The 25,428-nt window shown below is 59.4% G+C and carries 25 protein-coding genes; 15 read left to right on the top strand and 10 right to left on the bottom strand.

The window, feature by feature from the left end; translation table 11 throughout:
• Positions 1–128 precede the first annotated feature (128 nt).
• On the top strand, positions 129–2,558 hold the full coding sequence (locus KGA98_RS03595; protein ID WP_223501282.1) for a TonB-dependent siderophore receptor: 2,430 nt from the start codon (positions 129–131) through the stop codon (positions 2,556–2,558).
• Between the two features lie 143 nt (positions 2,559–2,701).
• Here KGA98_RS03595 and KGA98_RS03590 read toward each other — a convergent pair whose 3' ends face one another.
• Positions 2,702–3,577 carry a helix-turn-helix domain-containing protein gene (locus KGA98_RS03590; protein ID WP_223501279.1) on the bottom strand — a complete coding sequence of 292 codons (876 nt, stop codon included), beginning with the start codon at positions 3,575–3,577 and terminating at the stop codon, positions 2,702–2,704.
• Between the two features lie 151 nt (positions 3,578–3,728).
• Between KGA98_RS03590 and KGA98_RS03585 the strand changes: the two genes are divergently transcribed.
• Positions 3,729–4,631 carry a DMT family transporter gene (locus KGA98_RS03585; protein WP_057716370.1) on the top strand — a complete coding sequence of 301 codons (903 nt, stop codon included), beginning with the start codon at positions 3,729–3,731 and terminating at the stop codon, positions 4,629–4,631.
• A gap of 27 nt (positions 4,632–4,658) precedes the next feature.
• Here KGA98_RS03585 and KGA98_RS03580 read toward each other — a convergent pair whose 3' ends face one another.
• Both KGA98_RS03580 and KGA98_RS03575 read right to left on the bottom strand, forming a co-directional pair.
• Complete coding sequence (locus tag KGA98_RS03580; protein ID WP_223501276.1) at positions 4,659–5,168, bottom strand: DUF2165 domain-containing protein; 510 nt, start codon at positions 5,166–5,168, stop codon at positions 4,659–4,661.
• A 188-nt stretch (positions 5,169–5,356) separates the two neighbouring features.
• On the bottom strand, positions 5,357–6,331 hold the full coding sequence (locus KGA98_RS03575) for a 2-hydroxyacid dehydrogenase (RefSeq protein ID WP_223501274.1): 975 nt from the start codon (positions 6,329–6,331) through the stop codon (positions 5,357–5,359).
• A gap of 195 nt (positions 6,332–6,526) precedes the next feature.
• On the opposite strand from KGA98_RS03575, the gene KGA98_RS03570 reads away from it, so the two are divergent.
• Positions 6,527–6,784: a hypothetical protein gene (locus KGA98_RS03570; RefSeq protein WP_090453154.1), complete on the top strand. Its 258-nt coding sequence runs from the start codon at positions 6,527–6,529 to the stop codon at positions 6,782–6,784.
• 128 nt (positions 6,785–6,912) lie between these two features.
• Here KGA98_RS03570 and KGA98_RS03565 read toward each other — a convergent pair whose 3' ends face one another.
• From KGA98_RS03565 to norR, 5 genes are all read right to left on the bottom strand, one after another.
• Entirely contained in the window at positions 6,913–7,662 is a 750-nt protein-coding gene (locus tag KGA98_RS03565; RefSeq protein WP_223501272.1) for a YkgJ family cysteine cluster protein, read from the bottom strand.
• Between the two features lie 83 nt (positions 7,663–7,745).
• Positions 7,746–8,072, bottom strand: coding sequence for a hypothetical protein (locus KGA98_RS03560; protein WP_223501267.1), 327 nt, complete (start codon positions 8,070–8,072; stop codon positions 7,746–7,748).
• A gap of 152 nt (positions 8,073–8,224) precedes the next feature.
• Positions 8,225–8,683 (bottom strand): GNAT family N-acetyltransferase, encoded by a 459-nt coding sequence (locus tag KGA98_RS03555; protein ID WP_191622249.1) that lies wholly within the window; start codon positions 8,681–8,683, stop codon positions 8,225–8,227.
• 27 nt (positions 8,684–8,710) lie between these two features.
• Positions 8,711–9,613 carry a chemotaxis protein CheV gene (locus KGA98_RS03550; RefSeq protein ID WP_150815168.1) on the bottom strand — a complete coding sequence of 301 codons (903 nt, stop codon included), beginning with the start codon at positions 9,611–9,613 and terminating at the stop codon, positions 8,711–8,713.
• Positions 9,614–9,809: 196 nt separating this feature from the next.
• Entirely contained in the window at positions 9,810–11,360 is a 1,551-nt protein-coding gene (gene norR / locus KGA98_RS03545) for a nitric oxide reductase transcriptional regulator NorR (protein WP_150815167.1), read from the bottom strand.
• Positions 11,361–11,516: 156 nt separating this feature from the next.
• Here norR and hmpA point away from each other — a divergent pair, with 156 nt between their 5' ends.
• Positions 11,517–12,698, top strand: a complete 1,182-nt coding sequence (hmpA, locus tag KGA98_RS03540) for an NO-inducible flavohemoprotein (protein ID WP_057716362.1) — start codon at positions 11,517–11,519, stop codon at positions 12,696–12,698.
• 269 nt (positions 12,699–12,967) lie between these two features.
• Positions 12,968–13,477, top strand: a complete 510-nt coding sequence (locus tag KGA98_RS03535) for a disulfide bond formation protein B (RefSeq protein WP_057716361.1) — start codon at positions 12,968–12,970, stop codon at positions 13,475–13,477.
• Between the two features lie 551 nt (positions 13,478–14,028).
• Here the strand turns inward: KGA98_RS03535 and KGA98_RS03530 are convergent.
• The gene (locus KGA98_RS03530; RefSeq protein ID WP_057716360.1) at positions 14,029–14,289 is read right to left on the bottom strand and encodes a hypothetical protein; all 261 of its coding nucleotides are present in this window, start codon (positions 14,287–14,289) and stop codon (positions 14,029–14,031) included.
• A gap of 27 nt (positions 14,290–14,316) precedes the next feature.
• On the opposite strand from KGA98_RS03530, the gene cyoA reads away from it, so the two are divergent.
• Genes cyoA through cyoE form a run of 5 tightly spaced genes read left to right on the top strand, consistent with a single transcriptional unit; the run spans position 14,317 to position 19,160 of the window.
• Positions 14,317–15,261 carry a ubiquinol oxidase subunit II gene (cyoA, locus tag KGA98_RS03525; protein WP_057716359.1) on the top strand — a complete coding sequence of 315 codons (945 nt, stop codon included), beginning with the start codon at positions 14,317–14,319 and terminating at the stop codon, positions 15,259–15,261.
• Positions 15,262–15,264: 3 nt separating this feature from the next.
• Entirely contained in the window at positions 15,265–17,295 is a 2,031-nt protein-coding gene (gene cyoB / locus KGA98_RS03520) for a cytochrome o ubiquinol oxidase subunit I (RefSeq protein ID WP_015093557.1), read from the top strand.
• A gap of 3 nt (positions 17,296–17,298) precedes the next feature.
• The gene (locus KGA98_RS03515; RefSeq protein ID WP_030128695.1) at positions 17,299–17,919 is read left to right on the top strand and encodes a cytochrome o ubiquinol oxidase subunit III; all 621 of its coding nucleotides are present in this window, start codon (positions 17,299–17,301) and stop codon (positions 17,917–17,919) included.
• On the top strand, positions 17,920–18,261 hold the full coding sequence (gene cyoD, locus KGA98_RS03510) for a cytochrome o ubiquinol oxidase subunit IV (protein ID WP_090453161.1): 342 nt from the start codon (positions 17,920–17,922) through the stop codon (positions 18,259–18,261).
• Between the two features lie 11 nt (positions 18,262–18,272).
• Entirely contained in the window at positions 18,273–19,160 is an 888-nt protein-coding gene (cyoE, locus tag KGA98_RS03505) for a heme o synthase (RefSeq protein ID WP_057716357.1), read from the top strand.
• Between the two features lie 254 nt (positions 19,161–19,414).
• Here the strand turns inward: cyoE and KGA98_RS03500 are convergent, their stop codons facing one another.
• The gene (locus tag KGA98_RS03500; protein ID WP_223501266.1) at positions 19,415–20,833 is read right to left on the bottom strand and encodes a PLP-dependent aminotransferase family protein; all 1,419 of its coding nucleotides are present in this window, start codon (positions 20,831–20,833) and stop codon (positions 19,415–19,417) included.
• Positions 20,834–20,981: 148 nt separating this feature from the next.
• Between KGA98_RS03500 and KGA98_RS03495 the strand changes: the two genes are divergently transcribed.
• The 5 genes from KGA98_RS03495 (at position 20,982) to yfcF (ending at position 25,405) form a co-directional block, all read left to right on the top strand.
• Positions 20,982–22,082: a hypothetical protein gene (locus tag KGA98_RS03495; protein WP_057716353.1), complete on the top strand. Its 1,101-nt coding sequence runs from the start codon at positions 20,982–20,984 to the stop codon at positions 22,080–22,082.
• A gap of 42 nt (positions 22,083–22,124) precedes the next feature.
• Positions 22,125–23,405: an acetyl-CoA carboxylase biotin carboxylase subunit family protein gene (locus KGA98_RS03490; RefSeq protein ID WP_223501264.1), complete on the top strand. Its 1,281-nt coding sequence runs from the start codon at positions 22,125–22,127 to the stop codon at positions 23,403–23,405.
• A gap of 48 nt (positions 23,406–23,453) precedes the next feature.
• Positions 23,454–23,948: a RidA family protein gene (locus tag KGA98_RS03485; protein ID WP_223501261.1), complete on the top strand. Its 495-nt coding sequence runs from the start codon at positions 23,454–23,456 to the stop codon at positions 23,946–23,948.
• Between the two features lie 83 nt (positions 23,949–24,031).
• Complete coding sequence (locus tag KGA98_RS03480) at positions 24,032–24,517, top strand: cupin domain-containing protein (RefSeq protein ID WP_223501259.1); 486 nt, start codon at positions 24,032–24,034, stop codon at positions 24,515–24,517.
• Between the two features lie 243 nt (positions 24,518–24,760).
• Positions 24,761–25,405: a glutathione transferase gene (yfcF, locus tag KGA98_RS03475; RefSeq protein WP_223501258.1), complete on the top strand. Its 645-nt coding sequence runs from the start codon at positions 24,761–24,763 to the stop codon at positions 25,403–25,405.
• Positions 25,406–25,428: the final 23 nt, after the last annotated feature.

Genomic DNA, 25,428 nt, shown 5'->3' with positions numbered 1-25,428 from the left:
ATCAGACACCCAACCACTCAAATAAAAATATTTTCAGTTTTTGCTGAGGTAAACCCGATTGCCATCCGTGTAGTGACTGAAACTGCGAGTCATTCGCATCCGTTGCGGTTCTACACAGGTCATGAGTCATGAAGTCCAGGGCAAAATCGGGTTCGGTCAAACAATGGTTGGGTGTGTCTGCGTTGAGCTTTTCGGCATTGTCCTTGTTGCCGCTGAGCGTAGCGCTGGCCGCAGAGGCAGGCAGCAGTCAGCCGCGTGGGCAATTCAATTTCGCGCTGGCCGCCAAACCGTTGCCCCAGGCCCTGAGCGATTTCAGCCGAGTGACCGGCATCAGCATCGTCTACACCGATGAGGCGCCGTACGGTCTCAATGCGCCGGCCATCAATGGCCAGATGAGCGCCGAACAGGCTCTGCAACGTCTGCTCACTGGTTCGGGCTTGACGTTCCGTCGCACCGACGGCCACACCATTGCACTGGAACCACGGCCGACTGAAGGGGCGTTGAACCTGGGTGCGACCACCATCACCTCGGTGATGGATGACTCCATGAGCTATCAACCGCCACCCATCACGTCAGTGATGCGCTCCTCGGCCCCCGTACAGGAGATCCCGCAGACGATCAACGTCGTTCCGGCCCAGGTCATCCGCGACCAGGCGCCGCGCAATCTCGATGACGCGCTGGCCAATGTCAGCGGCATCACCCAGGCCAACACCCTGGGCAGCACCCAGGACTCGGTGATGGTCCGTGGCTTTGGCGACAACCGTAATGGCTCGATCATGCGCGACGGCATGCCGATCGTGCAGGGGCGTGGCCTCAACGCCAGCGTGGACCGGGTCGAAGTGCTCAAGGGCCCGGCCTCGTTGCTCTATGGCATCCAGGATCCGGGTGGCGTGGTCAATATGGTCAGCAAGAAGCCCGAGCTTGAGCGGTACAACGCGCTGACCGCGCGCGGTTCGAGCTATGACGACGGCAAGAACGGCAGCGGTGGCAGCTTCGACAGCACCGGGGCCCTCGGCGATTCCGGACTGGCCTACCGCATGGTGCTGGACTACGAAGACGAAGATTACTGGCGTAACTTCGGTGTGCATCGCGAGAGCCTGATCGCGCCGTCGCTGGCCTGGTACGGCGAAAGCACCAAGCTGCTGTTCTCCTATGAGCACCGCGAATTCCTCACACCGTTCGACCGCGGCACGCTGATCGATCCACGGACCAACCATCCGCTGGACATCTCGCGCAACGAGCGTCTCGACGAACCGTTCAACAACATGGAAGGGCGCTCGGACCTCTATCACTTCGAGGCCGATCACGAACTCAACGACAACTGGAAAGCCCATTTCGGCTACAGCTGGAACCGCGAAACCTACGATGCCAGCCAGGTGCGCGTGACCGCCATCGACACCAAAAAGGGCACCCTGACCCGCAGCATGGACGGCACCCAGAATGCGATCAGCACCGACCGTTTCACCACCGCCAGCCTCGAAGGCAACGTGAATGTGCTCGGCATGCAGCATGACCTGCTGTTCGGTATCGACGATGAGTACCGCAAGATCTACCGCGAAGACCTGATCCGCCAGAAAAGCCTGACCACATTCAGTTACGTCAATCCGGTTTATGGACGGGAAGTGCCGGGCACCACCGTCAGTGCGCCCGACAGCGCACAAACCGATGAACTGCGCAGCGATTCGGTCTTCCTGCAAGACTCCATCCACCTCACCGACCAGTGGATTCTGGTGGCCGGCGCGCGTTTCCAGGCGTACGACCAGTACGCCGGCAAAGGCGTACCGTTCCACGCCAACACCGATAGCAACGGGCAGAAATGGGTGCCGCGCGCGGGCCTTGTGTACAAATACACCGATGCCTTGTCGTTCTACGGCAGCTACACCGAGTCGTTCAAACCCAACTCGACCATCGCGCCATTGAGCGGCAGCAGTACCGTGCTTGACGGCGGTATCGCGCCGGAAGAAGCCAAGTCCTGGGAGCTGGGTGCCAAGCTTGATCTGCCGGGCCGCGTTACCGGCAACATCGCACTGTTCGACATCAAGAAGCGCAATGTGCTGGTGGCCAACGCCGAAGGTCCGACCACGATTTACAGTGCCGCCGGTGAAGTGCGTTCCCGTGGCCTGGAAGTGGACCTGAGCGGTCAGCTCACCGATCGCTGGAGCATGATCGGCAGCTACGCCTATACCGATGCCGAAGTCACCGAAGACCCGGATTACAAAGGCAATCAGTTGCAGAACGTGGCGAAGAACAGCGGCTCGTTGTCGGCCGTCTATGACTTCGGCAGCGTCATTGGCGGTGATCAACTGCGGGTCGGCGCCGGGGCGCGTTATGTGGGTGAGCGCGCGGGCAACGCGGTGAACGATTTCGACCTGCCGAGCTACACCGTGGCCGATGCGTTTGCCACCTACGACACCAGGGTCGAAGGGCAGAAGGTCAAGTTCCAGCTCAACGTGAAGAACCTGTTCGATCGCACCTACTACACCTCGGCGGCGAGTCGGTTCTTTGTGTCGATGGGGGATTCGCGGCAGGTGACGTTGTCGAGCACCTTGGAGTTCTGACGGAAGACCGCGTCATCGTTCATCGCGAGCAAGCTCGCTCCCACAGGGGAATAGGGTAGCTACAAAACAGGTAAGCACCACCAAACCTTGTGGGAGCGGGCTTGCCCGCGAAGGCGGCAGTACAGGCGATAAAAAAATCGGGACTAGCGCAAAAACGCCTGTCGATACTCGCCGGGCGTCCCGCCAAGTGTCTGGCGAAACCGGTTGGTGAAATGGCTGGCGCTGGCAAAACCGCAAGCCAGTGCAATCTCCCCCAGAGGCTGCGAGGTCGTGCGCAGCAACTCCCGCGCCCGGTCAAGGCGCCGCGCCAGCACATACTGGTGGGGTGGCAAGCCGAAGCTTTCGCGGAACATCCGCGCGAAGTGGTATTCGGACAACGCGCACAACGCCGCCAATTGACCGAGGCTGATGGCCTCGTCCAGATGGCTGTCGATGAACTCCACCAGATGCCGGCGCTGGTGCGCGGCCAGCCCGCCTTTAAGGCGCAGGCCCTGACGCACGTTGACCTGACTGAGCAGGGCATGGCTGAGCAATTCGTGAGCCAGGCTGCTGGTGAGCAGGCGCTCGCCCGGCTCGTCCCAGTTCAAGGCGACCAACTGCCGAAAGCGCAGCGCCTGCTGCGGATCATCGAGAAAGGTCTGCTCGCGCAGCTGCATTTCCCGTGGCTCGCGATCGAGCAGGGTGACGCAGCCAAGGGCAAATTGTTCGGGGCTGAAATACAGGTGTGCCAGGCGAATATCGCCATTGATCACCCAGCCTGACTGGTGATCGGCGGGGAGGATGCACAGTTTGTCCGGACCACCCTTGTTGCCGGGCTGGTCGCGGCGAAAGGTGCCGGTGCCGCCGGCGAGGTAACAGGACAACGTGTGGTGGCTGGGCGCTTCGTATTCCTGAGCGTCGTGGTGATTGCTCCACAAGGCTGCAGACAAGCCGTCACCGAGCTCGGCGCTGTGCTCAAGGCGAGCATTCGGCGAGCGGTTGAGGGCTTGAAAGACTTGTAGGGTATCCAGTGCAGCCATGGTCGTTGCTCTCTAACACCTGCATCCAACGCCTTGCATCCTACTCCGTAGACGTGCGCCTGCCAGCCTGTCGCCAGACAAAAGCGCAAGTTTATGCAAGTGCGCCCAGGCGTGGCGCCGGACACTGGGCACCTAGCGAGGAGCCTTAGTCATGAACCTTTCTTTGTACCTGCTGACCGTGCTGATCTGGGGTACCACCTGGATTGCCTTGAAATGGCAACTGGGCGTGGTGGCCATTCCCGTGTCGATCGTGTATCGCTTCGGCCTCGCCGCGCTGGTGCTGTTCGTGATCCTGCTGCTCAGCCGACGCCTGCAAGTGATGAACCGTCGCGGGCACCTGATCTGCCTGGCTCAGGGCTTGTGCCTGTTCTGCGTCAACTTCATGTGCTTCCTCACCGCGAGCCAGTGGATCCCCAGCGGTCTGGTGGCCGTGGTGTTTTCCACCGCCACCCTGTGGAATGCCCTTAACGCGCGGGTGTTCTTCGGTCAGAGAATTGCCCGCAATGTGCTGATGGGCGGTGCGTTGGGCCTGCTTGGGCTGGGACTGCTGTTCTGGCCGGAGCTGGCGGGGCATACCGCCAGCCCGGAAACCTTGCTTGGCCTCGGTCTGGCCCTGTGCGGCACCTTGTGTTTCTCGGCGGGCAACATGCTTTCGAGCCTGCAACAGAAGGCCGGTCTCAAACCGCTGACCACCAATGCCTGGGGCATGGCTTACGGGGCGGCGATGCTCACCGTGTGGTGCCTGGTCAAAGGCATTCCCTTCGACATGGAGATGAGCACGCGTTACATCGGGTCACTGTTGTACCTGGTGATTCCGGGATCGGTGATCGGTTTCACCGCCTACCTGACCCTGGTCGGCCGCATGGGGCCAGAGCGGGCTGCGTACTGCACAGTGCTGTTTCCGGTGGTGGCACTCAACGTGTCAGCGTTCGCCGAGGGTTATCAGTGGACGATGCCGGCGCTGTTGGGGCTGGTATTGGTGATGTCGGGTAACGTACTGGTGTTTCGCAAGCCCAAACCACGCTTGGTACAGGGGAGTAGCAAGCTCGCTTGAGATGACGTTCATCGAGCGCTGAAGTCCTCAGTGCTCGACTTTGATCGCAATATAAATCAGCAGCGGTAGTATGAAATCGACAATATGCCGGGTCCAGTCTTTGTAACTCCAGGCTTGTGATTGGTCCATGTTGAACCATTCCACGCCGATAACTTGAAAGCCGACATAGTAAAGCAAGAGTGCAATGAGTAATCCTATGATCGCGGGCTTTTTGGCTTCATGGAATTCTTCTGCGCTGCTATTCAGGTTTTTATAAAGATAACAGGTTCCGATCATGAAAAAGAGCGTGTAGATAACCTCGAGTGTAATGATGAGCCAGTAGATGCGGTGATGGAATATGTGCGAGGTAATGGCCCTGTAGCTGTACTTCTCGTCGTCACCTGTGCTCTCCATGCTCAGGATGTTGCTGATGTTTTCGTAGTTGGTTGCGTAGTCTGTAAAGTTGCTGTACATCACCAGCAATCCAAAAATGCTTATGAATAACATTAATGTGGCTTTGCTGAAGCGTATGACTTGATTGGTCGTAAGTTGATTCAAGGTGGTGATCTCCTTTATTGTTTCCGTTGTGCCTGGAAAAGTAAGGAGAGTCTAGCGGGTGGTTTTGTTGTTTGTTTATTGACTGGATTGCAGGGTGTGTATCCAGACAGTTTTTTTACAGGTTTAAAGTGATATTGCTTTTATTTTTTGCATTTAAGGGCAGGCGCTTTTAACGCCTGCCCTTTTTTTCAACCCTTCCAGACTTGCGGGTTGACCAGGTCCTGTGGGCGTTCCCCCAACAGCGCACTGCGCAGGTTGGCCAGGGCACGGTTGGCCATGGCATCGCGGGTCTCATGGGTGGCCGAGCCAATGTGCGGCAAGGTCACGGCATTTTTCAACTGGAACAGTGGGGACTCGGCCAGCGGTTCTTTTTCGTAAACGTCCAGCCCGGCACCACGAATGCGGTTGTTTTGCAGTGCTTCGATCAGTGCCGGCTCATCCACCACCGGGCCACGGGAAATGTTCACCAGAATGGCACTTGGCTTCATCAGCGCCAGTTCACGATGGCTGATCAAGTGTTTGGTTTTCTCGCTGAGCGGCACCACCAGGCACACGAAATCGGCCTCGGCCAGCAGTTGATCAAGGCTGCGGAACTGCGCGCCGAGCTCCTGCTCCAGTTCGGTCTTGCGGCTGTTGCCGCTGTAGATGACCGGCATGTTGAACCCCAGGCGACCACGTCGGGCGATGGCGGCGCCGATGTTGCCCATGCCGACAATGCCCAGGGTCTTGCCATGCACATCGCAACCGAACAGCTGCGCACCGACAGTGGCCTGCCATTGCCCGGCCTTGGTCCAGGCATCCAGTTCGGCGACGCGGCGCGCGCTGCTCATCAACAGGGCAAACGCCAGGTCGGCGGTGCTTTCGGTGAGCACATCCGGCGTGTTGGTCAGCATGATCCCGCGTTCGTTGAAGTAGGCCAGGTCATAGTTGTCGTAGCCCACCGAGACACTGGATACCACTTCCAGCGTGGTGGCGTTTTCCAATTGAGCGCGGCCGAGTTTGCGACCGACGCCGATCAAGCCGTGGGCGTGGGGCAGGGCTTCGTTGAATTGGGCGTTGATGTCGCCGTTTTTCGGATTCGGCACGATGACGTCGAAATCCTGTAGCAGGCGTTCGATCATTGGTGGGGTGACGCGGCTGAATGCAAGGACGGTCTTTTTCATGGGCGGGCGGGCTCGTCGGGCGGCGAAGAATGATGAGCACGCTAACATTCTTCGCGGGATTTGTGCGAGTCGTCAGGCGGTCTATGCAAGCTTGCAGCTTGTCGTGCTCCATCCAGTTATACTGCCGCACTTCTTATACTGTGGCATGCGGCCCGCTCACCGGGCCCGACATTTGATGCACCACCCGGAGCTTTCATGACTTCCCCGAAACAACCGCCGGTCGCCGACGCCCTGAACGACGTGCAGGCAGAGCTGCCAGACAGCGTCGACTCCAGCGCCGACAGCGAATCCAAAGCCGGGATCCCGGCCTTCAAATTCCCGTTCAAGCCGGGTGAGCTGGCGGCCGCCAAGGGTTCCAACCAGCCGTGGTACAAGAACGGCGCCAAGAACGGCCACACCAAGACGCCGGGCATGGCACCGCCGGGGACTCGTCGGTCGATGGGTAAGCGCTGAGTTCTTAAGTCTGCGGTGACTGATCTGCCGTCTTCGCGAGCAAGCCCGCTCCCACTGGAGGAATGCATTCCAAATGTGGGAGCGGGCTTGCTCGCGAAGGGGCCGGCACAAACGCTGCAAATCCCGGATCAAGTCGCCCGCAACGAAATAAACGAGTAATTCGTCGGCGCATCCGCCGTCACTTGCGCACCTGCGGCCAGCACTTGCCCGGCAATATCATCCCCCGACACATGAAACCGCCATTCACTGCCCCACTGCGGCAACGTTTGCCCGGCCAGGTCGTCGATGATCGCGGCAAATTCCGCCATATCCGGCAGATAAGCAGTAAACCCGTCGCCCTTCAGGGCTGTGGTGCGAATCCCCAGCAACGCACAAATTGCATCCTTCATCAGAATGTCATCACGATCCGCCTGACGGGAGCGCTGGATCAACTCCGACAATTCCCGGTCGACCAGCTCACCACCGACAATCAGCTCCGGTCCTTTTTCCCACGACTCAGGCGGACATTCCTTCATGGCGGTGTTCAGAGGTATGTGCGGATTGATTTCCATCGGATAGATACGGCACACCAGCGGCCGGCGTTCGTAGATGCGACAGAGGTTGTCTTCGTCAAGATTCCGGCAGGGGCCGACATTGTAGGCGGCGAAGGTGATGGCCACGTACGCCTCGGATTCACCGCTGCGCACTGCCGCCGAACGGCGTTCGGCGTGTTCCCGTTGGTGCACCGGCAGACCCAGACCATTGCCCAGAAACGCCTCCACCAGCACGATCACCTGACCGCCATCGGCTGCCCACATCCGGGCTTCGCCCAGGGTCAGGGGCACATGGTGGTCGTTACAGCATTTGCCGCAGCCTACACAGGAAAACGTTGTATTCATCGAGCGTTCGTTCGCGTCACAGGGCATGAAACGGCGACAGAATGCCGCCGCAAAGGCCGCTATCGAAGCAAATTATGCGCCACTCAGTTTGCCTTGCCGGCCGGGCGGATGGAGTCCCATTCGGTGACGTACGCGGTTTTGCTCTTTTTGTTGTACAGGCACAACTCGGTGCCTTGCGCGCCTTTCATGTGCTTTTGCGGGTACTGGCCCTGGAGCAGGAGCGCGGTGTAGCCGACCCGGTCATCGAACTGCGCGACGTTGCCGACCGGTTTGCCGTCCTTCAGGCCACTGGCCTTGGTGCAACTGGTGAGTACGGCTTTGTCGTAGGTGGCCCAGGCGTCGGGGCTGGAGGCGTGGGCCTGGGAGGCGAGGGCGGTGAGGCAGAACAGAATCAGGGGCGCAGCTTTCATGGTTCAGGCTTCCTTGGGCTGAGTGGCCAAGGCAGGAGTATGCCTGAAAGGTAGATGGAGACTTTGCTGACCTCTTCGCGAGCAAGCCCGCTCCCACATTGGACGGTGTACACACATCAACTGTGGGAGCGAGCCTGCTCGCGATGGCGGCATCAGAGCGGAACCGGCTCCCGGCGGATCGCGCGCATCCCGACGTTTTCATACAAGCGCCGCGCACGAAGGTTGTCTTCACGTACCTTCAGGTCCACGAAACCTTCATGCCGCTGCTGGAACACCTTGAACGCCTGCAACAACAGCGCACGCCCCAATCCCCGACCCTGAAACCGCGGGTGCACCACCAGGTTCTTGATATAGGCACTGGTCCAGCACTGGCAAACGCCGACCACTTCCTCGGCATCCAGGGCAATGAAGCACAGGGCCGGGTCATATTCCGGATCGGTTTCGAACTGCCGTTGCCACATGTCCAGCGCGGCTACGCGACCACCGCCGTCGAGATAACCGAACTCCATCAACCGGTGCACGGCGGCGCCCAGTTCGGGGCGGTATTCGCTCAGTTGCAGGCCGGTTGGCCAATCAGGGGGCGGCACGACGACAGAGAGGTCGCGCCGCATCAGCCAGCAGAATTCTTCGGTCAACACTCAATAACCCTGTTCGGCGACAGCCTTGGCCGCGGTGATCAGGCACTGGGTCAATTCCGGCGAAGAAAACTTGGTCAGCACCGCGTTCGCCCCCGCCAGTCGTGCTTTCTCGGCGTTCATCGCACTGTCCAGCGAGGTGTGCAGCAGAACATAAAGATGCGCGAAATCCGGGGTTTCCCGCAGGGTGCGGGTGAAGGCGTAACCGTCCATCTCCGACATCTCGATGTCTGAGACGATCAGGTTGATCTGCTGCGCGGTGCCTTGCAGGTCCAGCAGGCAGTCGATGGCTTCCTTGGCGCTGCGGGCCGTATGGCACTGCAGGCCGAGGTTACGCAGGGTGTGCACCGATTGCTGCAAGGCGACCTGACTGTCATCGACCACCAGGATGCGCGCGTTGCCCAGCAGTTCGGCGTCTTCCATGCTCAGTTCGGTCGGCGCCATTTCGATTTGTGCCGGGGCGATGCCATGGATGACTTTTTCGATGTCCAGCACTTGTACCAGGGTGCCATCGACCGACGTCACGCCAGTGATGTAGGCACGCGAACCACCGGAGCCGAAGGGCGGCGGGCGGATGTCGGTGGTCAGGCAATGGACGATCTTGCTCACGGCCTGTACGTGCAGGCCCTGCTTGGAGCGGCTGACGTCGGTGACGATCAGGCAGCCGCCGTTGGGGTCTTCCAGCGGACGCTCGCCAATGGCACGGCTGAGGTCGATCACCGACAGCGAGGCACCGCGCAGGGTGGCGATGCCTTTGACGTGGGGATGTGACTCCGGCAGCCTGGTCAGCGGCGGGCAGGGAATGATTTCACTGACCTTGAGCAGGTTGATCGCCATCAGCTTGCCGCTGCGCAACGTAAACAGCAGAAGCGAAAGTGAGTCTGCGCGGGCTTTGGTGGAGGACATAGGAACCTTCTCTGGAAAAAGGTGACGGGCAATCCAGGGATCGCCAATGACTTCGATGCCAGGTTATCGACTTGTTTGGGGCAGGCTTTAACAATTGTGGTGAACAGTAAGACGCCATCGCGAGCAAGCTCGCTCCCACATTAGATCGTCGTCGTTCACATATCCTGTGGGAGCGAGCTTGCTCGCGATGGGGTCATCACTTCATGCCAAGCCTTTTGGCCATCCGCCCAAGATTCGCCCGATCCAAGCCTAGCTCACGGGCCGCGCTTGCCCAGTTGTTGTTGTGCCGCTCCAGGCAGGCACCGATCAACTGGCGCTGATAGTTTTCGGTCGCCTCGCGCAAATCACCTGCTACCAACGCCACAGCGGCGATGGCGGGTTGCTCGGCAGCGGTTTCAACACTGGCGCTGGGCAAGTCGAGGTCGGCTGCGCTCAAGCTGAGAATCTTTGGCCGCTCCTTGCAATTGCCCAGGGCTTTCAAGGCGCTGCGGCCGATCAAATGTTCAAGCTCGCGCACATTGCCGGGCCAGTCGTAGGCCAATAACGCGGCCTGGGCGTCGCTGTTCAGGCGCAGGCTGTTGAGGCCCATGCGCGAGCGGTTCTGCTCCAGGAAGTAACCGCTGAGCAGCAGCACATCGCGCCCGCGATCGCGCAGGGCCGGCACCAGCAGCGGATACACGCTGAGGCGATGGTAGAAGTCGGCGCGGTAACGGCCGCTGCGTACTTCTTCGGCGAGGTCGCGGTTGGTCGCCGCGATCAGGCGCACGTCGACCTGATGCTCCTGGTCCGAACCCAGTCGCTGCAGTTGACCGCTTTGCAGCACCCGCAGCAACTTGGCCTGCACGGTCAGCGACAACTCGCCGACTTCATCAAGGAACAGCGTGCCGCCATTGGCCAGTTCGAACTTGCCACGGCGGTCGTTCATCGCCCCGGTGAAGGCGCCGCGAACATGGCCGAACAACTCGCTTTCCACCAGGGTGTCGGGCAGCGCGGCGCAGTTGAGGCTGATGATTGGTTTGTCGGCGCGGGGCGAGGCGGCATGGATGGCTTGGGCCACCAACTCCTTGCCGACCCCGGTTTCGCCGGTGATCAACACGGTCAGGTCGCTGCCGCCCACCAGGCTGATTTCTTCGACCAGGCGCTTGTGGGCCTTGCTCTGGCCAATCATCTCGCGATTCTGCTGGCCGCTGGCCTGGCGGTAGACCTCGGCGCGCTGATGCTCATCTTCGACCCGGTTGTTCAACCGCTCGATGCGCTCGGCGGCGTTGACCGTAGCGGCCGCGAGGCTGGCGAAGGCTTGCAGGGCATCCAGTTCGATCGGTTCGAACCGCTCCGGGTCGAGGGCATCGAGGGTCAGCAGGCCCCATGGGCGCTCGTCGATGAACAACGGGCAACCCATGCAGTCGTGGACTTCCAGATGATCATCCAGGCCATCGACCAGGCCGTCATAGGGGTCAGGCAAGTCGCTGTCGGCAGCGAAACGGGTCGGGCCGGGGCCGCTGAGCAGCGCTTCGAAACGCGGGTGCTCGCTGACCTTGAAGCGCCGGCCGAGAGTGTCGGTACTCAAGCCGTCGACGGCCAGCGGCACCAGCCATTCACCATCAAGACGCAGCAGGGCGGCGGCGTCGCACGGGAGCAGGGCGCGCATGGCTTCCAACAGGCGGCGATAACGCTCACCCTCGGGCAGTTCGCGGGACAGGTCGGCGACCAGGGGCAGCAGAGCAGTGAGCAGGGGTTTTGCAGTCATAGTGACTCCGTGTAGTCGGTATGACTATAAACCAGGCAGTGTCTAAATGACTATTCAGTTATTAAGTTATTGATTTATAACGATTAAATAGTTGGCACGAAAGCTGATAAGCATAGGGTAGTCCGTTAGCAACCCAAGAAGACCAGGAGTCACCTTATGCTGAGCGCTCAAGACCGTGCCATCGTCAAATCCACCGTGCCGCTGCTCGAAAGCGGTGGTGAGGCGCTGATCACGCACTTCTACCGCATGATGCTCTCCGAATATCCGCAAGTCCGCCCGCTGTTCAACCAGGCCCACCAGGCCAGTGGTGATCAGCCGCGTGCCCTGGCCAACGGCGTATTGATGTATGCGCGCCATATCGACCAGCTCGACCAGTTGGGCGACCTGGTGGCCAAGATCATCAACAAGCACGTGGCCCTGCAGATTCTCCCGGAGCACTATCCGATTGTCGGCAGCTGCCTGCTGCGGGCCATCGCCGAAGTATTGGGCGAAGAGATCGCCACTCCTGAAGTGATCGCGGCCTGGGGCGCGGCCTACGGTCAACTGGCGGACATCCTGATCGGTGCCGAAACCAGCATCTACGACCAGAAGGAACAGGCACCGGGCGGTTGGCGCGGGGCGCGGGAATTCATCGTGGCAGACAAGGTCGAGGAGAGCGCCGAGATCACTTCGTTCTACTTCGAACCTGCGGACAAAGGCCCGATCCTGCTGGCAGAACCCGGCCAGTACATCGGCATGAAACTGATCCTCGACGGTGAAGAGATCCGTCGTAACTACTCGCTGTCGGCGCTGGCAAACAAAGGCCAGTACCGCATCAGCGTCAAACGCGAGGCCGGTGGCCGCGCTTCCAACTTCCTGCACGACCAGTTGCATGTCGGCGCCAGCATCCAGTTGTTCCCGCCATCGGGCGAGTTCGTCCTGACCGCCAGCGACAAGCCACTGGTACTGATCAGCGGTGGCGTGGGCATCACCCCGACCCTGGCAATGCTCGAAGCGGCGCTGGAAACCCAGCGGCCGGTGCATTTCATCCACTGCGCGCGCAACGGCAGCGTCCATGCCTTCCGCGACTGGATCGATGGCCTGGCTGAGCGTCATCCGCAACTCAAGCGCTTCTACTGCTATTCCGAGGACGACGGCGTGAGCCCGGCGGCGCACAAGATGGGGTTGTTGAGCCAGCAGCAGTTGCATCAATGGCTGCCGCAAGAGCGCGATCTGGATGCCTACTTCCTGGGGCCAAAAGGCTTCATGGTCGCGATCAAACGCCACCTCAAAGCATTGGGTGTGCCGGAGAAGCAAAGCCGTTATGAGTTCTTCGGGCCGGCAGCGGCGCTGGAGTAAGGGGTTGCGGCGGCACGGGGGACCGAGTCGCCTGCTTCGCGAGCAAGCCCGCTCCCACATTGGTCCGTGTCGTTCACAGATCCAATGTGGGAGCGGGCTTGCTCGTGAATGCCACACCTCGGTCCTGAACTGAAAAAAGTCAGAAAGTTAATCCCTTCTTAACCGCCTTATCGTCTATTCCCCCGAATCCCCCTCACATGCTCCAGACTCTCAAAGGTCCGGGCCAGCGTGTAGACTGACGGGCAATCGAAATATTGAAGGGAAACGCGATGAGCGATGAATCCATGCGGTTGGGGCGTGAACGGCGCTACCTGGTGTTTTTAGGCATCATTTGCCTGGCGCTGATCGGCGGCGCGCTGTACATGCAAATTGTTCTGGGCGAGGCCCCTTGCCCGTTGTGCATCCTGCAACGTTACGCGTTGCTGCTGATCGCGATCTTTGCCTTCATCGGCGCGGCCATGCGCGGCCGTCGCAGCATCACGGTGTTTGAAACCCTGGTGGTGATTTGTGCAGTGGCAGGTGCAGGCGTTGCCGGGCATCACGTCTATACGCAGTTCTATCCGGCGGTCAGCTGCGGCATCGATGTGCTGCAACCGATTGTCGATGACTTGCCGCTGGCGAAGATCTTCCCGCTGGGTTTCCAGGTCGATGGTTTCTGCTCCACGCCATACCCGCCGATCCTTGGTCTGTCGCTGGCGCAGTGGGCGCTGGTTGCCTTCGTGCTGATCGTGGTGCTGGTGCCGTTGCTGACTTCGCGTAACCGCAAAACGCTGCGCTGAGGTCAACTGCCGCCTCCTATTGTCGGACAAAAAAGCCCCGGTCCTCGAAGAGAGGGCCGGGGTTTTTTTTGTCTTGCAGAGCACATTTCAGAGGCCGGGTAAAAAGACTGTGACGGGTGGCAATCAAGGGTGCGACACGTGTGCGACATGTTGTCACAGAGTGAGCGCCGCAGGGCGTTCGAGAAGGCCGGATTGGTGCATGGAAACGTAAAGGAATTGGCTGGTTTTGCAGGCTTCCGGTTTTTTCCATTACGGGCACGAACAGGCAGTTTTAACAGGCTCTGGCGAATGGCCAGAGCCCCCGTCATATCGGGCCTTGGGCAAGGTCAAGGGCCGAGAAGAGGGACACGATACTGTCTGAACCGTGGGTGGAAGACCTACTTATTTTGGTGTTTTTGTTGAGAATTAATTTCGATAAGATGCGCCACTTTTGCGAAAACGGTTAATGATTGTTGCCGGTTCGGATAAAAATTATTTCGGGATGAGACATGGTTTATGGAACGTTACATATCTACAATCGCCCGCACTGAATTCCCGGCACTGCTCAAATCTTAACCAGGGGTGAGCAGAAACAGGGTGTCGAGAGGTCTGGTGGCTTCATGCGATTCCCAGGTGTCGGAGCCTCCAATTACCCGCACCAAATGGAATTGGTCTGTAACAAGGCCTTTGACCACGTATTCGAATAAGAACTCACCGCAGGCCCGGGATTTGTCGTACAGCGTCTGACGCACGACGGGCATGCCCTTATTCAATCCAAGAAAAATGCCAACCCTTGGCAGGGTGAAGTGTTGGCGATCAAAACCCAACTGCATTGCGCAAGCTGCTTTAGAGGTCGTGAGATGAGTAAAAACAGGTACCCCAGACTACTAGGCTTATTGCCGCTGATCGGCACGTTGTTGCTGTCAGGCTGCAACATGACCTTGCTCAATCCCAAGGGCCAGGTTGGTCTGGACGAGCGAAACCTGATCATCACCGCAACGCTGCTGATGCTGTTGGTCGTCGTTCCGGTCATCATCATGACCTTCCTGTTCGCCTGGAAATACCGCGCGTCCAACACCAACGCTACCTACACCCCGAAATGGAACCACTCCACCAAGATCGAGATCGCGGTGTGGGCTGTTCCAGTGCTGATCATCATTGCCCTGGGTTACGTCACCTACAAGTCGACCCACGCCCTTGACCCGTACAAGCCGCTGGAATCCGACGTCAAGCCTGTGACCATCGAAGTGGTCGCGCTGGACTGGAAGTGGCTGTTCATCTACCCGGAACAAGGCATCGCCACGGTCAACAAGATCGTGTTCCCGGCGCACACCCCGATCAACTTCAAGATCACTTCCGACGCCGTGATGAACTCGTTCTTCATCCCTGCGCTGGGCGGCCAGATCTACGCGATGGCGGGCATGCAGACCAAGCTGCACCTGATCGCCAACGAGAACGCCGAGATGGACGGTATCTCCGCCAACTACAGCGGCGCGGGTTTCACCGGTATGAAATTCAAAGCGATCGCAACTTCCCAGGAAGATTTCGACGCCTGGGTAAGTGAAGTCAAAAAGGCACCTAAGCAGCTTGAACAAGCTGAATACGCAGCCCTTGCCAAGCAAAGCCAGAACAACCCAGTCGAGCTCTACTCCTCGGTGACGCCGAACCTGTTCCAGACCATCGTCGACAAGTACGAAGGCATGAAACCGGGTCCGAAAGTGAAGCACGAGAAAGAAGAGAAAGAAGTGGCCGCTACGCAAGGAATGGACATGAACTCGCATTCAGCTGCCGGGGCAGAGGAGTAAACGATGTTTGGTAAATTAAGTTGGGAAGCAGTCCCGTTCCACGAGCCGATCGTAATGGTGACCATCGCCATGATCGCGCTCGGTGGTCTGGCGCTGTTCGCTGCAATCACCTACTTCAAGAAGTGGACCTACCTGTGGACCGAGTGGCTGACGTCGGTCGACCACAAGAAAATCGGCGTGATGTACATCATCGTCGCCATGGTCATGCTGCTGCGCGGCTTTGCCGACGCCATCATGATGCGTACCCAGCTGGCCATGGCCACCGAGGGTTCGCCTGGCTACCTGCCACCTGAACACTATGACCAGATCTTCACCGCCCACGGTGTGATCATGATCATCTTCATGGCGATGCCATTCTTCACCGGCCTGATGAACCTTGCAGTGCCGCTGCAGATCGGCGCGCGTGACGTTGCCTACCCGTTCCTGAACTCCCTGAGCTTCTGGCTGCTGGTTTCCGGCGTGGTGCTGATCAACCTGTCCCTGGGCGTCGGCGAATTCGCCAAGACCGGCTGGGTTGCCTATCCGCCGCTGTCGGGCCTGCAATACAGCCCTGGCGTGGGGATGGATTACTACATCTGGGCGCTACAGCTATCCGGCCTGGGTACGACGCTGACGGGGGTCAACTTCCTGGCCACCGTGCTGAAAATGCGTACCCCTGGCATGAAGCTGATGGACATGCCGATCTTCACCTGGACCTGCACCTGGGCCAACGTCCTGATCGTGGCTTCGTTCCCGATCCTGACCGCTACCCTGGCACTGCTGACGCTTGACCGTTACATGGATTTCCACATTTTCACCAATGAACTTGGTGGCAATCCGATGATGTACGTGAACCTGTTCTGGGCATGGGGTCACCCTGAGGTGTACATCCTGATCCTGCCAGCGTTCGGTATCTTCTCCGAAGTCATCTCGACCTTCACCGGCAAGAAACTGTTCGGCCACCACTCGATGGTCTATGCATCGGGCGCGATCTCGATCCTGGGCTTCATGGTTTGGCTGCACCACTTCTTCACCATGGGTTCGGGTGCCAGCGTCAACGCCTTCTTCGGTCTGGCGACGATGCTGATTTCCATCCCGACGGGTGTGAAGCTGTTCAACTGGCTGTTCACCATCTACCAGGGCCGTCTGCGTTTCACCAGCCAGGTTCTGTGGACCCTGGGCTTCATGGTGACCTTCGCCATCGGCGGCATGACCGGCGTACTGCTGGCCATCCCGGGTGCTGACTTCGTTCTGCACAACAGCCTGTTCGTGATCGCGCACTTCCATAACGTGATCATCGGCGGTGCGGTATTCGGTTACATCGCAGGTTTCGCGTTCTACTTCCCTAAAGCGTTCGGCTTCAAGCTGCACGAAGGCTGGGGCAAGGCAGCGTTCTGGTTCTGGATCTCGGGCTTCTTCGTCGCGTTCATGCCGCTCTACGCGCTGGGCTTCATGGGCATGACCCGTCGTCTGAACGCCACCACCAACCCTGAGTGGGTGCCGTACCTGTACGTCGCCATGTTCGGTGCGGTGATGATCGCCGTGGGTATCGCTTGCCAGCTGATCCAGCTGTACGTCAGCGTGCGTGACCGCAACAAGCCGGAAAACATGTGCGAACACGGCGACCCGTGGAATGCCCACACCCTGGAATGGTCGACCTCGTCGCCACCACCGTTCTACAACTTTGCCGTGCTGCCGAAAGCCGACTGCATCGACCCGTTCACCGAAGCCAAGGAAAACGGCACCGCGTACAAGGCCCCGGCCAAGTACCAGCCGATCCACATGCCTAACAACACCGCCACCGGTGTGGTCATGGGCGCGCTGTTGACCGTGTTCGGTTTCGCGATGATCTGGCACATCTGGTGGCTGGCAATCGCTAGCCTGGCCGGCACCGTGATCTACTTCGTGATCCACGCGGCCCGTGATGATCAAGGCTATATGGTGCCGGTCGACGTGATCGAGCGCATCGAAGCCGAGCAGCACAAGCGTCTGGTAGCGGCAGGGAAAATCCCGGCCACCGCCACCCGTGTTGAAACCTCGTTGGAACAGGCTTAAACCATGTCGAATTTAGTGACCAATGTTGGACACGCCCATGGTGACCATGGGCACGATGACCACCACGACTCGGGCGAGATGACCGTATACGGTTTCTGGCTCTACCTGATGACCGACTGCATTCTGTTTGCGTCGATCTTCGCGGTGTACGCGGTACTGGTTAACAACGTAGCGGGTGGTCCGTCGGGCCACGACATCTTCGAACTGCCATACGTGCTGGGCGAAACCGCTCTGCTGTTGTTCAGTTCGATCACCTACGGCTTCGCCATGCTGGCGTTCTACCGGGGCAACAAGAAGCAGGTCCTGGGCTGGTTGGCCATGACCTTCCTGTTCGGCCTGGGCTTCATCGGCATGGAGATCAATGAGTTCCACATCTTGATCTCCGAAGGCTACGGCCCTAGCCGTTCCGGCTTCCTGTCCGGGTTCTTCACCCTGGTCGGTACCCACGGTCTGCACGTGACCAGCGGTCTGATCTGGATGGCGATCATGATGTATCAGGTCAACAAGCATGGCCTGACCTCGACCAACAAGACCCGTCTGAGCTGCCTGAGCCTGTTCTGGCACTTCCTGGACGTCGTCTGGATCTGCGTATTCACCGTTGTTTATCTGATGGGGACTATGTAAATGGCTAACCCAGCTCATTCCCACCATGGCCACGACGACGCCGGTCACGGCAGCTACAAGTCGTACGTCATCGGCTTCATCCTGTCGGTGATCCTGACCGCCATTCCATTCGGTCTGGTGATGTACCCGACACTGCCGAAGTCGATCACCCTGTTGATCGTCCTGGCGTTCGCGATCGTCCAGGTGCTGGTGCACCTGGTGTACTTCCTGCACCTGGACCGTTCGGCCGCGCAGCGAAACAACGTGATTGCGTTTGTCTTCGCCGCGATCGTGATTGTCCTGCTGGTTGGCCTGTCGCTGTGGATCATGTTCAGCATCCACACGTTCATGATGGCGAAGTGAGGTAAGTCCGCATGTCCCTCAAGCACTTTATCCAAATCACCAAACCGGGGATCATTTTCGGTAACGTGCTTTCTGTGGCAGGCGGATTTTTCCTGGCCTCCAAAGGGCATGTCGATCTGGCCATCTTCCTGGCCGCCATGATCGGCACGTCCCTGGTGGTTGCCTCCGGTTGCGTGTTCAACAACTGCATCGACCGCGACATCGACCTGAAGATGGAACGCACCAAGAACCGGGTGCTGGTCCAGGGCTTGATCTCCCTGAAACTGGCCCTGATCTACGCGACCGTCCTGGGTGTCGCCGGCGTTGCGCTGTTGTACAAGGTGGCCAACCCGTTGGCTGCGTTGTTCGCGGTGATCGGCTTCGTGATCTACGTCGGCTTCTACAGCCTGTACCTCAAGCGCAAGTCGGTTCACGGCACGCTGGTGGGCAGTCTGTCGGGCGCCATGCCGCCGGTGATTGGCTACGTCGCAGTCAGCAACACCTTCGACATGGCCGCGCTGACCCTGCTGGTGATGTTCAGCCTGTGGCAGATGCCGCATTCCTACGCCATCGCGATCTTCCGCTTCAACGATTACCTGGCCGCATCGATTCCTGTGCTGCCGGTGAAGCGCGGCATCCAGGTGGCCAAGAAGCACATCCTGCTCTACATCCTGGCGTTCCTCGTGGCGACCTTGATGCTGACCTTCAGCGGCTACGCCGGCATGAGCTACCTCGCCGTCGCCGCGGCCATGGGCATGTACTGGCTGTACATGGCCTGGACCGGCTACAAGGCAGTGGATGACACGGTCTGGGCACGCAAGCTGTTCGTGTTCTCGATCTTCACCATTACCGCGTTGAGCGTGATGATGTCCCTGGACTTCAAAGTGCCGGCGGAGTTGTTGCTGACGTACGCGCCTTAAGCGTCGGATGCTGTAAAGAAAAGCCCCGCCTTCGAGAGAAGAGCGGGGCTTTTTGTTGGGTGCTTTCTGCGGGACCGCGTTGCCGCCATCGCGAGCAGGCTCGCTCCCACATTGGACTAGCGTCATCGCTGATATCGAGCATGACGCGGGCCCCTGTGGGAGCGAGCTTGCTCGCGATGGCGGCGTGTCAGGCAACATCAATTTTGAATGCGACGGCCTCATCGCGGCCCGCTCCCACAGGATTGGGGGGATAGCTATTTTTGGGCTGTATCGAGCAACCGGAAAAACCGCTCGCGCACTTGCAAGCTATCGCTGTGCGCCACATTGAAGCGCAGGAACTGGCTGGCATCCGGCCCTTTGCTCAGCAAGGTGCCCGGCGCCAATACCATATTGTTCTCCAGCCCCTGGCGAGCCAGGTTTTCGGCATGCAGGCCGTCCGGCAACCGCGCCCATATAAACACCCCTTCTCCGGGAAGCGAGGAAAGCGAACATCCGGCCTCCGCCAACCAACTGGCCACACGACTGTTCGATTCATAGAGCCGATCCACCGTGCGCCGCGCATGCTTGGCATAGCTGCCGTCGCTGAGCATGGTGCAGGTGATCTGCTCCGCCAGTTCCGAGGTCACGCCACCGCAAGCCATTTTCAACGCGACCATCCGCGCCGCCAATTGTGGCGAGAGCACGGTGTAGCTGACCCGGCTGTTGGCGGTCAGGGTCTTGGAGAAGCCGGAGACATAACTCACATTGTCCAGCCCGCTGGCGGCCAGGCGCGGGGTGCGGCGATGCTGGATGTCGCAGTACAGGTCGTCTTCGACGATGTGGAAGCCATGGCGGTGGCTCAGTTCCAGCAAGCGGTAAACCTGGGCCGGGGTGAACGAGTGGCCGGTGGGGTTATGCAGCGTGCTGTTGGTCATGTACAGCACGGGTTTGTGGGCGATCAGCAGTTGCTCGAAGGCGTCGAGGTCCATGCCGTCGCAATCCCGTGCGATTGTGATGACCTTGGCCCCGTGCAGCGCCAGGTTGGCGTGCATGTTGAAGTAGCAGGGGTCGTCGAGCAGCACGGTGTCGCCGGGTTTGACCAGCAGGCGCATCAGCAGGTCGATGGCCTGCATGGTGTTGGCGGTGGTGATGATCTGGTCCACCGGCGCTTCGATGCCGAAGGTCGCCAGTTTCACCCGCAGGGCCTGGCGCAACGGCAAGTAACCGCCGGCCACGCCGTACTCGCCCATGCGCAACGACGTTGCTCGCAGGGTACTGCGCACGGCTTTCTGCAATTCTTCGGCGGGTAGCCACGAGGTCGGCAGAAAACCGCAGCCGGGGCGCAGCGCGCCGTTGTCCAGCAGCAAGGCGCGACGAATCACGCTGAGGGTGTCCTGGGGTTGCAGGTCCGGGCCGGTGCCGCTTTTCAGCGCCGCTTCGGAGCGATGCACGTAATGCCCGGAGCCCTGGCGCGACACCACCAGCCCTTTGGCCCGCATGCGGTCCAGTGCATCGACCACCGTGGACTTGCCCACGTTCATCAAGTCGGAGAGTTCGCGAATCGGCGGCAGCTTGGCGCCGTGGGGCAGGCCCCCGGTGCTGATGGCATGCGTCAGCTGATCGACGATCTGCTGCACCAGCGGCGCGCCGGGCTGGAATTCAATGGCGGCAATGACTGCACGTTGAACCTGCATTTTACTGGTCTCTCCGGCAGTAAAGTTCGTTGGATTCTATACGAACTTGCCCTGATCAGGACACGCCTCTCTCTCTACCATGCCCTTACAGACTTTTCTGAATGTCCACCGTTGTCGGCGGGCATTCACCCGGTTCCTGAGGTGCTGCATGAGTGTCGAAACAACGGTCGCGGTGGCTAAACCGGTCATTAACCTGCGGTTATTCACGATCCGGATCATCACCGCCGTCTCGCTGTTCGCGGTACTGGGCAAGGCCAACGTCTGGCTCGACACGGCCACCAACAGCATCCTGGCCCTTGGATATCGCGCCTTGTTGCTGCTGTTGCCCCTGACTTTACTGGTACTTGGCCGTCGCTCCCTGAGCGTCACGCTGCTGTGTGCCGGCCTTGGCCTGGTACTGCTGGCGTTGACCAGCAATCAAGGCATGGTGATGTTTGCTGCCGCGTTGTTTGCCTACGGCATTGCCATTGCCGGTTACCTGATCAAGAGCGAAGCGGCCCAGACCAAGGAAGGCGCGGCCTACAACCGCGTAGCCATGAACATGGGCAGCCTGGTGGCCGGTTTGATCCTGCTGTCGCCGCTTCTCACGCCGACGATGTTTTTCCTCGGCGCGGCGGCCTTCGTGTTGCTGTGCCTGCCGATCGCCCTCGGCGCGACCTTCACCACCGAGCCGGTGGTAGCCCGCCCGGCCACTCAGGTCGGCAGCAACTGGGGCAATAAACTGCCCTGGGTGATCGCCGGGATCATCATGGGCATCAAGCTGTTCGGGGTGTTCTCGATCCTGCCACAGGCAATCCTGCTCAAGACCGGCGAGTTGCCGGCCTGGTACGGCTTGATGCTGATCCTCAACAGCGCCGTGGTGGTCTTCGCCCAAGTGCCGGTGATGAAGCTGATCGAGCGCACCGGGCGCTACAAGGTCGTGGCGGTGATCGGGATCATCGTCGGCGGTTTTGCGGTGCTGTCTTCGCCTGCCGCGTTCCACGTCGAAACCCTCGCCGGGGCGCTGGTCTGGGTGGCACTGCTGTCCATTGCCGAATGCGCCTTCAGCTACCTCGATTACTTCTCCGTCAAACAGAACAACATGTTCGTCAAGGAAGTGTCCCTGGGCGTCGGGGCCGGGCTGACCGTGTTGATCATGCGGGTGGTGCCGGCGCCGTACAACGCGCTGGTGCTGGCCGCCATCGGTGCCGCAGGGATCCTGGCCTGGTACTGGCTCAACCGTAAATCCAATGCGTCGTTGCATGACTGAGTCATTGCCGTTGCGGTTTTCACTTTGCAGGTCAGGGGCATTATGAATACGACTTCATGTGTAGTAGTGGTCGGTTACAACGGCAATCGGGTGCACGACATCCAGAAACTGCGCGAGCTGTGCAAGTCGCTCTACAACGCCAGGCTCATCCTGCTGGTCGAGAAAATCCAGCCCCATGACGACCAGGTGGCCGATCACGTCTGCAGCACTTCGCTGGCGGAAGAAGATGTGGCGGCGTCCCTTGAACTGGTGGTGGGGTGCCTGAATGCCGACAGCTGGAAGCTGATCGGCATACTGCCGTTCTCCGATCGCGGCGTGCTGCTCGGTGCAGCGCTGGCCACTCACTTCGGCCTGCCGGGCATTACCCCGGAAGAAGCGCGGGCGGGCCTGGACAAGCAGATCTTCCGTCGGCTCGAAGCGGCGGCCAGCACCTCCCCCGGAGATTACCGGCCGGTGTTTTCCGCGCGGGTCGAAAACCTGTCGGAACTGCGCCAGCGCGTCGTCGAACTGGGCGGCAAGGCCTTCATCAAACCGGCCTGCGAAGGTGCGAGTCGGGGCTGTCGCGTCATCCATCACCCTTCGGAATGCGATGACGCCTGGCTGGCCCTGAAGCCTTACCGCGAAGGCGGCATCGTCCTTGAAGCGCTGGTGCAGAACGCCCGTGAATACAGCTGGGACTGTGTGGCCGGCAGCACCTGGGTGACGGAAAAAACCACCACCGAAGGCGCCTACCGCGCCGAGATCCAGCAAGTGGTGCCTGCGCCGTTGTCGGTGGACGTGCAGGCGCGGCTGATGGCGGCAGGCCGGCACATGTCGGCGCTGGTCTCCCAGGACAACGGTGCCTGGCACAACGAAGTGTTCCTGCGCAGCGACAACCTGACCTCGGCCGTGGAAACCAACATGCGCCCCGGCGGCATGCACATCTGGGACCTGGCCAAACGCGCCTTCGTCAATTTCGATCCGTGGGAACGCTGGGTGCGCTGGGCGGTGGAAGGCAAGACCGAACAGCATGAACCAGTGGCCCGCGGCTACTGCGGCATTCGCCTGCTCAGGGCGCCGGCCGGCGGCATCCTGCGGGCGACGCCCGACATCGCTACCGTGGCCCGTTCGCTGCGCATTGAACTGGTGGAAGGCCAGTACGCCAAGCGCATCGGTGACTCGGTCAGCGCGCAGGTCAAGGACAACTTCTCATTCATCGGCCACATCGTGTTGTTCAACGAACACTACGGGCAACTGAGCAACGACCTGTTGCGTCTGGCCGAGGTGATTGAGTCACGCATCGAGGTGACTTGCCTGGCACCGGCCACTCGCGCCGTGTGTTGAGCCAGCAAGCACCCGTTTTTTGCATTACTGATCAAGAGGGTTCGATCAATGATCCAGCACATGACCTGCGATGAACGCTTCATCGCCCTGGCCAAAGAGTTTGGTTATGACATTTACGGCGAAAACACCGCAGGCGGGCATTACGCGCCACTGATCCGTCATCACGATGAGCTGTACATCAGCGGCCTGGTGCCACGCATGAACGGCAAGATCCATTATCCCGGCCGCGTCGGGCTGGACCTCAGCATGGCCGATGCGCAAGCAGCCGCCAGCATCAGTGCGATGCGGGGGTTGGCGTTGATCGTCGATGCCATTGGTTCCCTGGACAAGATCAAGTCATTGATCCGGATAACGGTGTATGTGAAGTCCACGGCGGACTTTGTCGATTTGAGCGAAGTGGCCAACGGCGCCTCGGATGTGTTCAGCCATGTGCTGGGCGACGCCGGTAAACATACCCGCACCACGGTCGGTGTTTATCAGTTACCCAAGAATGCCGCGATAGAAGTGGACATGATTGCCGCCTTGCGCCCATCGGTTTTGTAAGTTGTTTTCCGACTTTACAGCGCTGAATCCTTAACTTAAGGTTTGGCGCTGAAGTATGGGAAATAATAAGAAAGGATGTGCGAATGGATAACTTTCAAGGTGCATTTTTTTCATATAAGGATTTTCGTCAAAGCCTGCACCATCGAGCGCCAAGTCCCAAGGTATGGAAAGGCGCCGAACTAGCGAGTATGCGTGAGGCTCTTGAAGCCAGCGACGTTGATATTGTCGCGTTGGCTCACGACAAGAGCATTGAAGGCTGCGAAGTGACGCCTGGCATGGCGATCGCCATGCAATGGCTGAACCCCGGTGTGACGCTCAACGGTCATGCCCATTCCTGGTGGCATCTGTTTGTCATCCAGTGCGGCAGCGGCGTGTTGACTCTCGGCGATGCCGATGGGGTCGACGTCAGCAGCGGCGACGTGCTGCTGGTGCCGGCCTGGACCCGACATGGGTTCGTCAACACCAGTAAATACGAGCCTCTGGCGATGCTGAACATGAGCAACATGCCGCAAATGGCACTGCTTTCGAACTTTGCCGACAGCCATGGCCTGATCACCACCCAGCCGTAATTTCCCAGCGCATCAGCCAAGGGAGCCAACCATCGTTGGCTCCCTTTTTTGTTTTTAAGACCTGCCACCGGTATCGCATTTTGCAGCGCTATTGCCGGGATTTTGGCTGTGTATCTGTCGGTGAAAAACAACTTTCTGTATCGATTGAAACAGGCAAATTCTGTATCTATTCAGCCTTCATTCAACTAACTACGATCATTTCCAATGCACGTTAATCCCTGCAGTCAGTGAATGGAGTGTTCTATGGGTAACAGGAAGCTAAAACTGTATGTCGGCGCCGATCATGTCAGCGCTTTTGCGATGTCGGCTTTTGTGGCGCTCAAGGAAAAGCAACTTTCATTTGAACTTGTTACTGTCGATCTAAAAGCACGCGAAAACTATATGCCGAGTTATCGCGATCTTTCGCTGACCTGCAAAGTTCCAACGCTGGTTCACGACGATTTTGCCTTGTCGGAATCATCGGCGATTGCCGAATACCTTGATGAACTCTCCCCGGGGCATAAAAAACTCTATCCGCAGGACATCCGCCAGCGCGCCCGTGCCCGTCAATTGCAGGCCTGGTTGCGCAGTGACTTGTTGGTGGTGCGCAAGGAGCGCCCGTTTGACCTGGTGTACTTCGGCAAGAAAAACACCGTGCTGTCCGACGAGGCCCAAGCCGCCGTCGAGCGCCTGTTCTTCGTCGCCGGGCATTTGCTGGAAGAGGGCGCCGAGCATCTGTTCGGTGACTGGAGCATTGCCGACACCGACCTGGCAATCATGCTCAACCGACTGGTTGCCAACGGCGATCCGGTGCCGGCACGGCTCGCGGCATATGTCCGTCGCCAGTGGGATCGCGACAGCGTTCGGGCGTGGATGGACATAGAGCGCAAAGCGCCGGCCATCGCGTAACAACAGGGCAATCACCAGGAGCG

This window comes from Pseudomonas sp. BF-R-24 (assembly GCF_019947335.1).
GTDB classification, from domain to species: domain Bacteria; phylum Pseudomonadota; class Gammaproteobacteria; order Pseudomonadales; family Pseudomonadaceae; genus Aquipseudomonas; species Aquipseudomonas jessenii.
The sequence above is the reverse complement of the archived record's forward strand: the minus strand, read 5'-3'. Positions and strand labels throughout refer to the sequence as shown.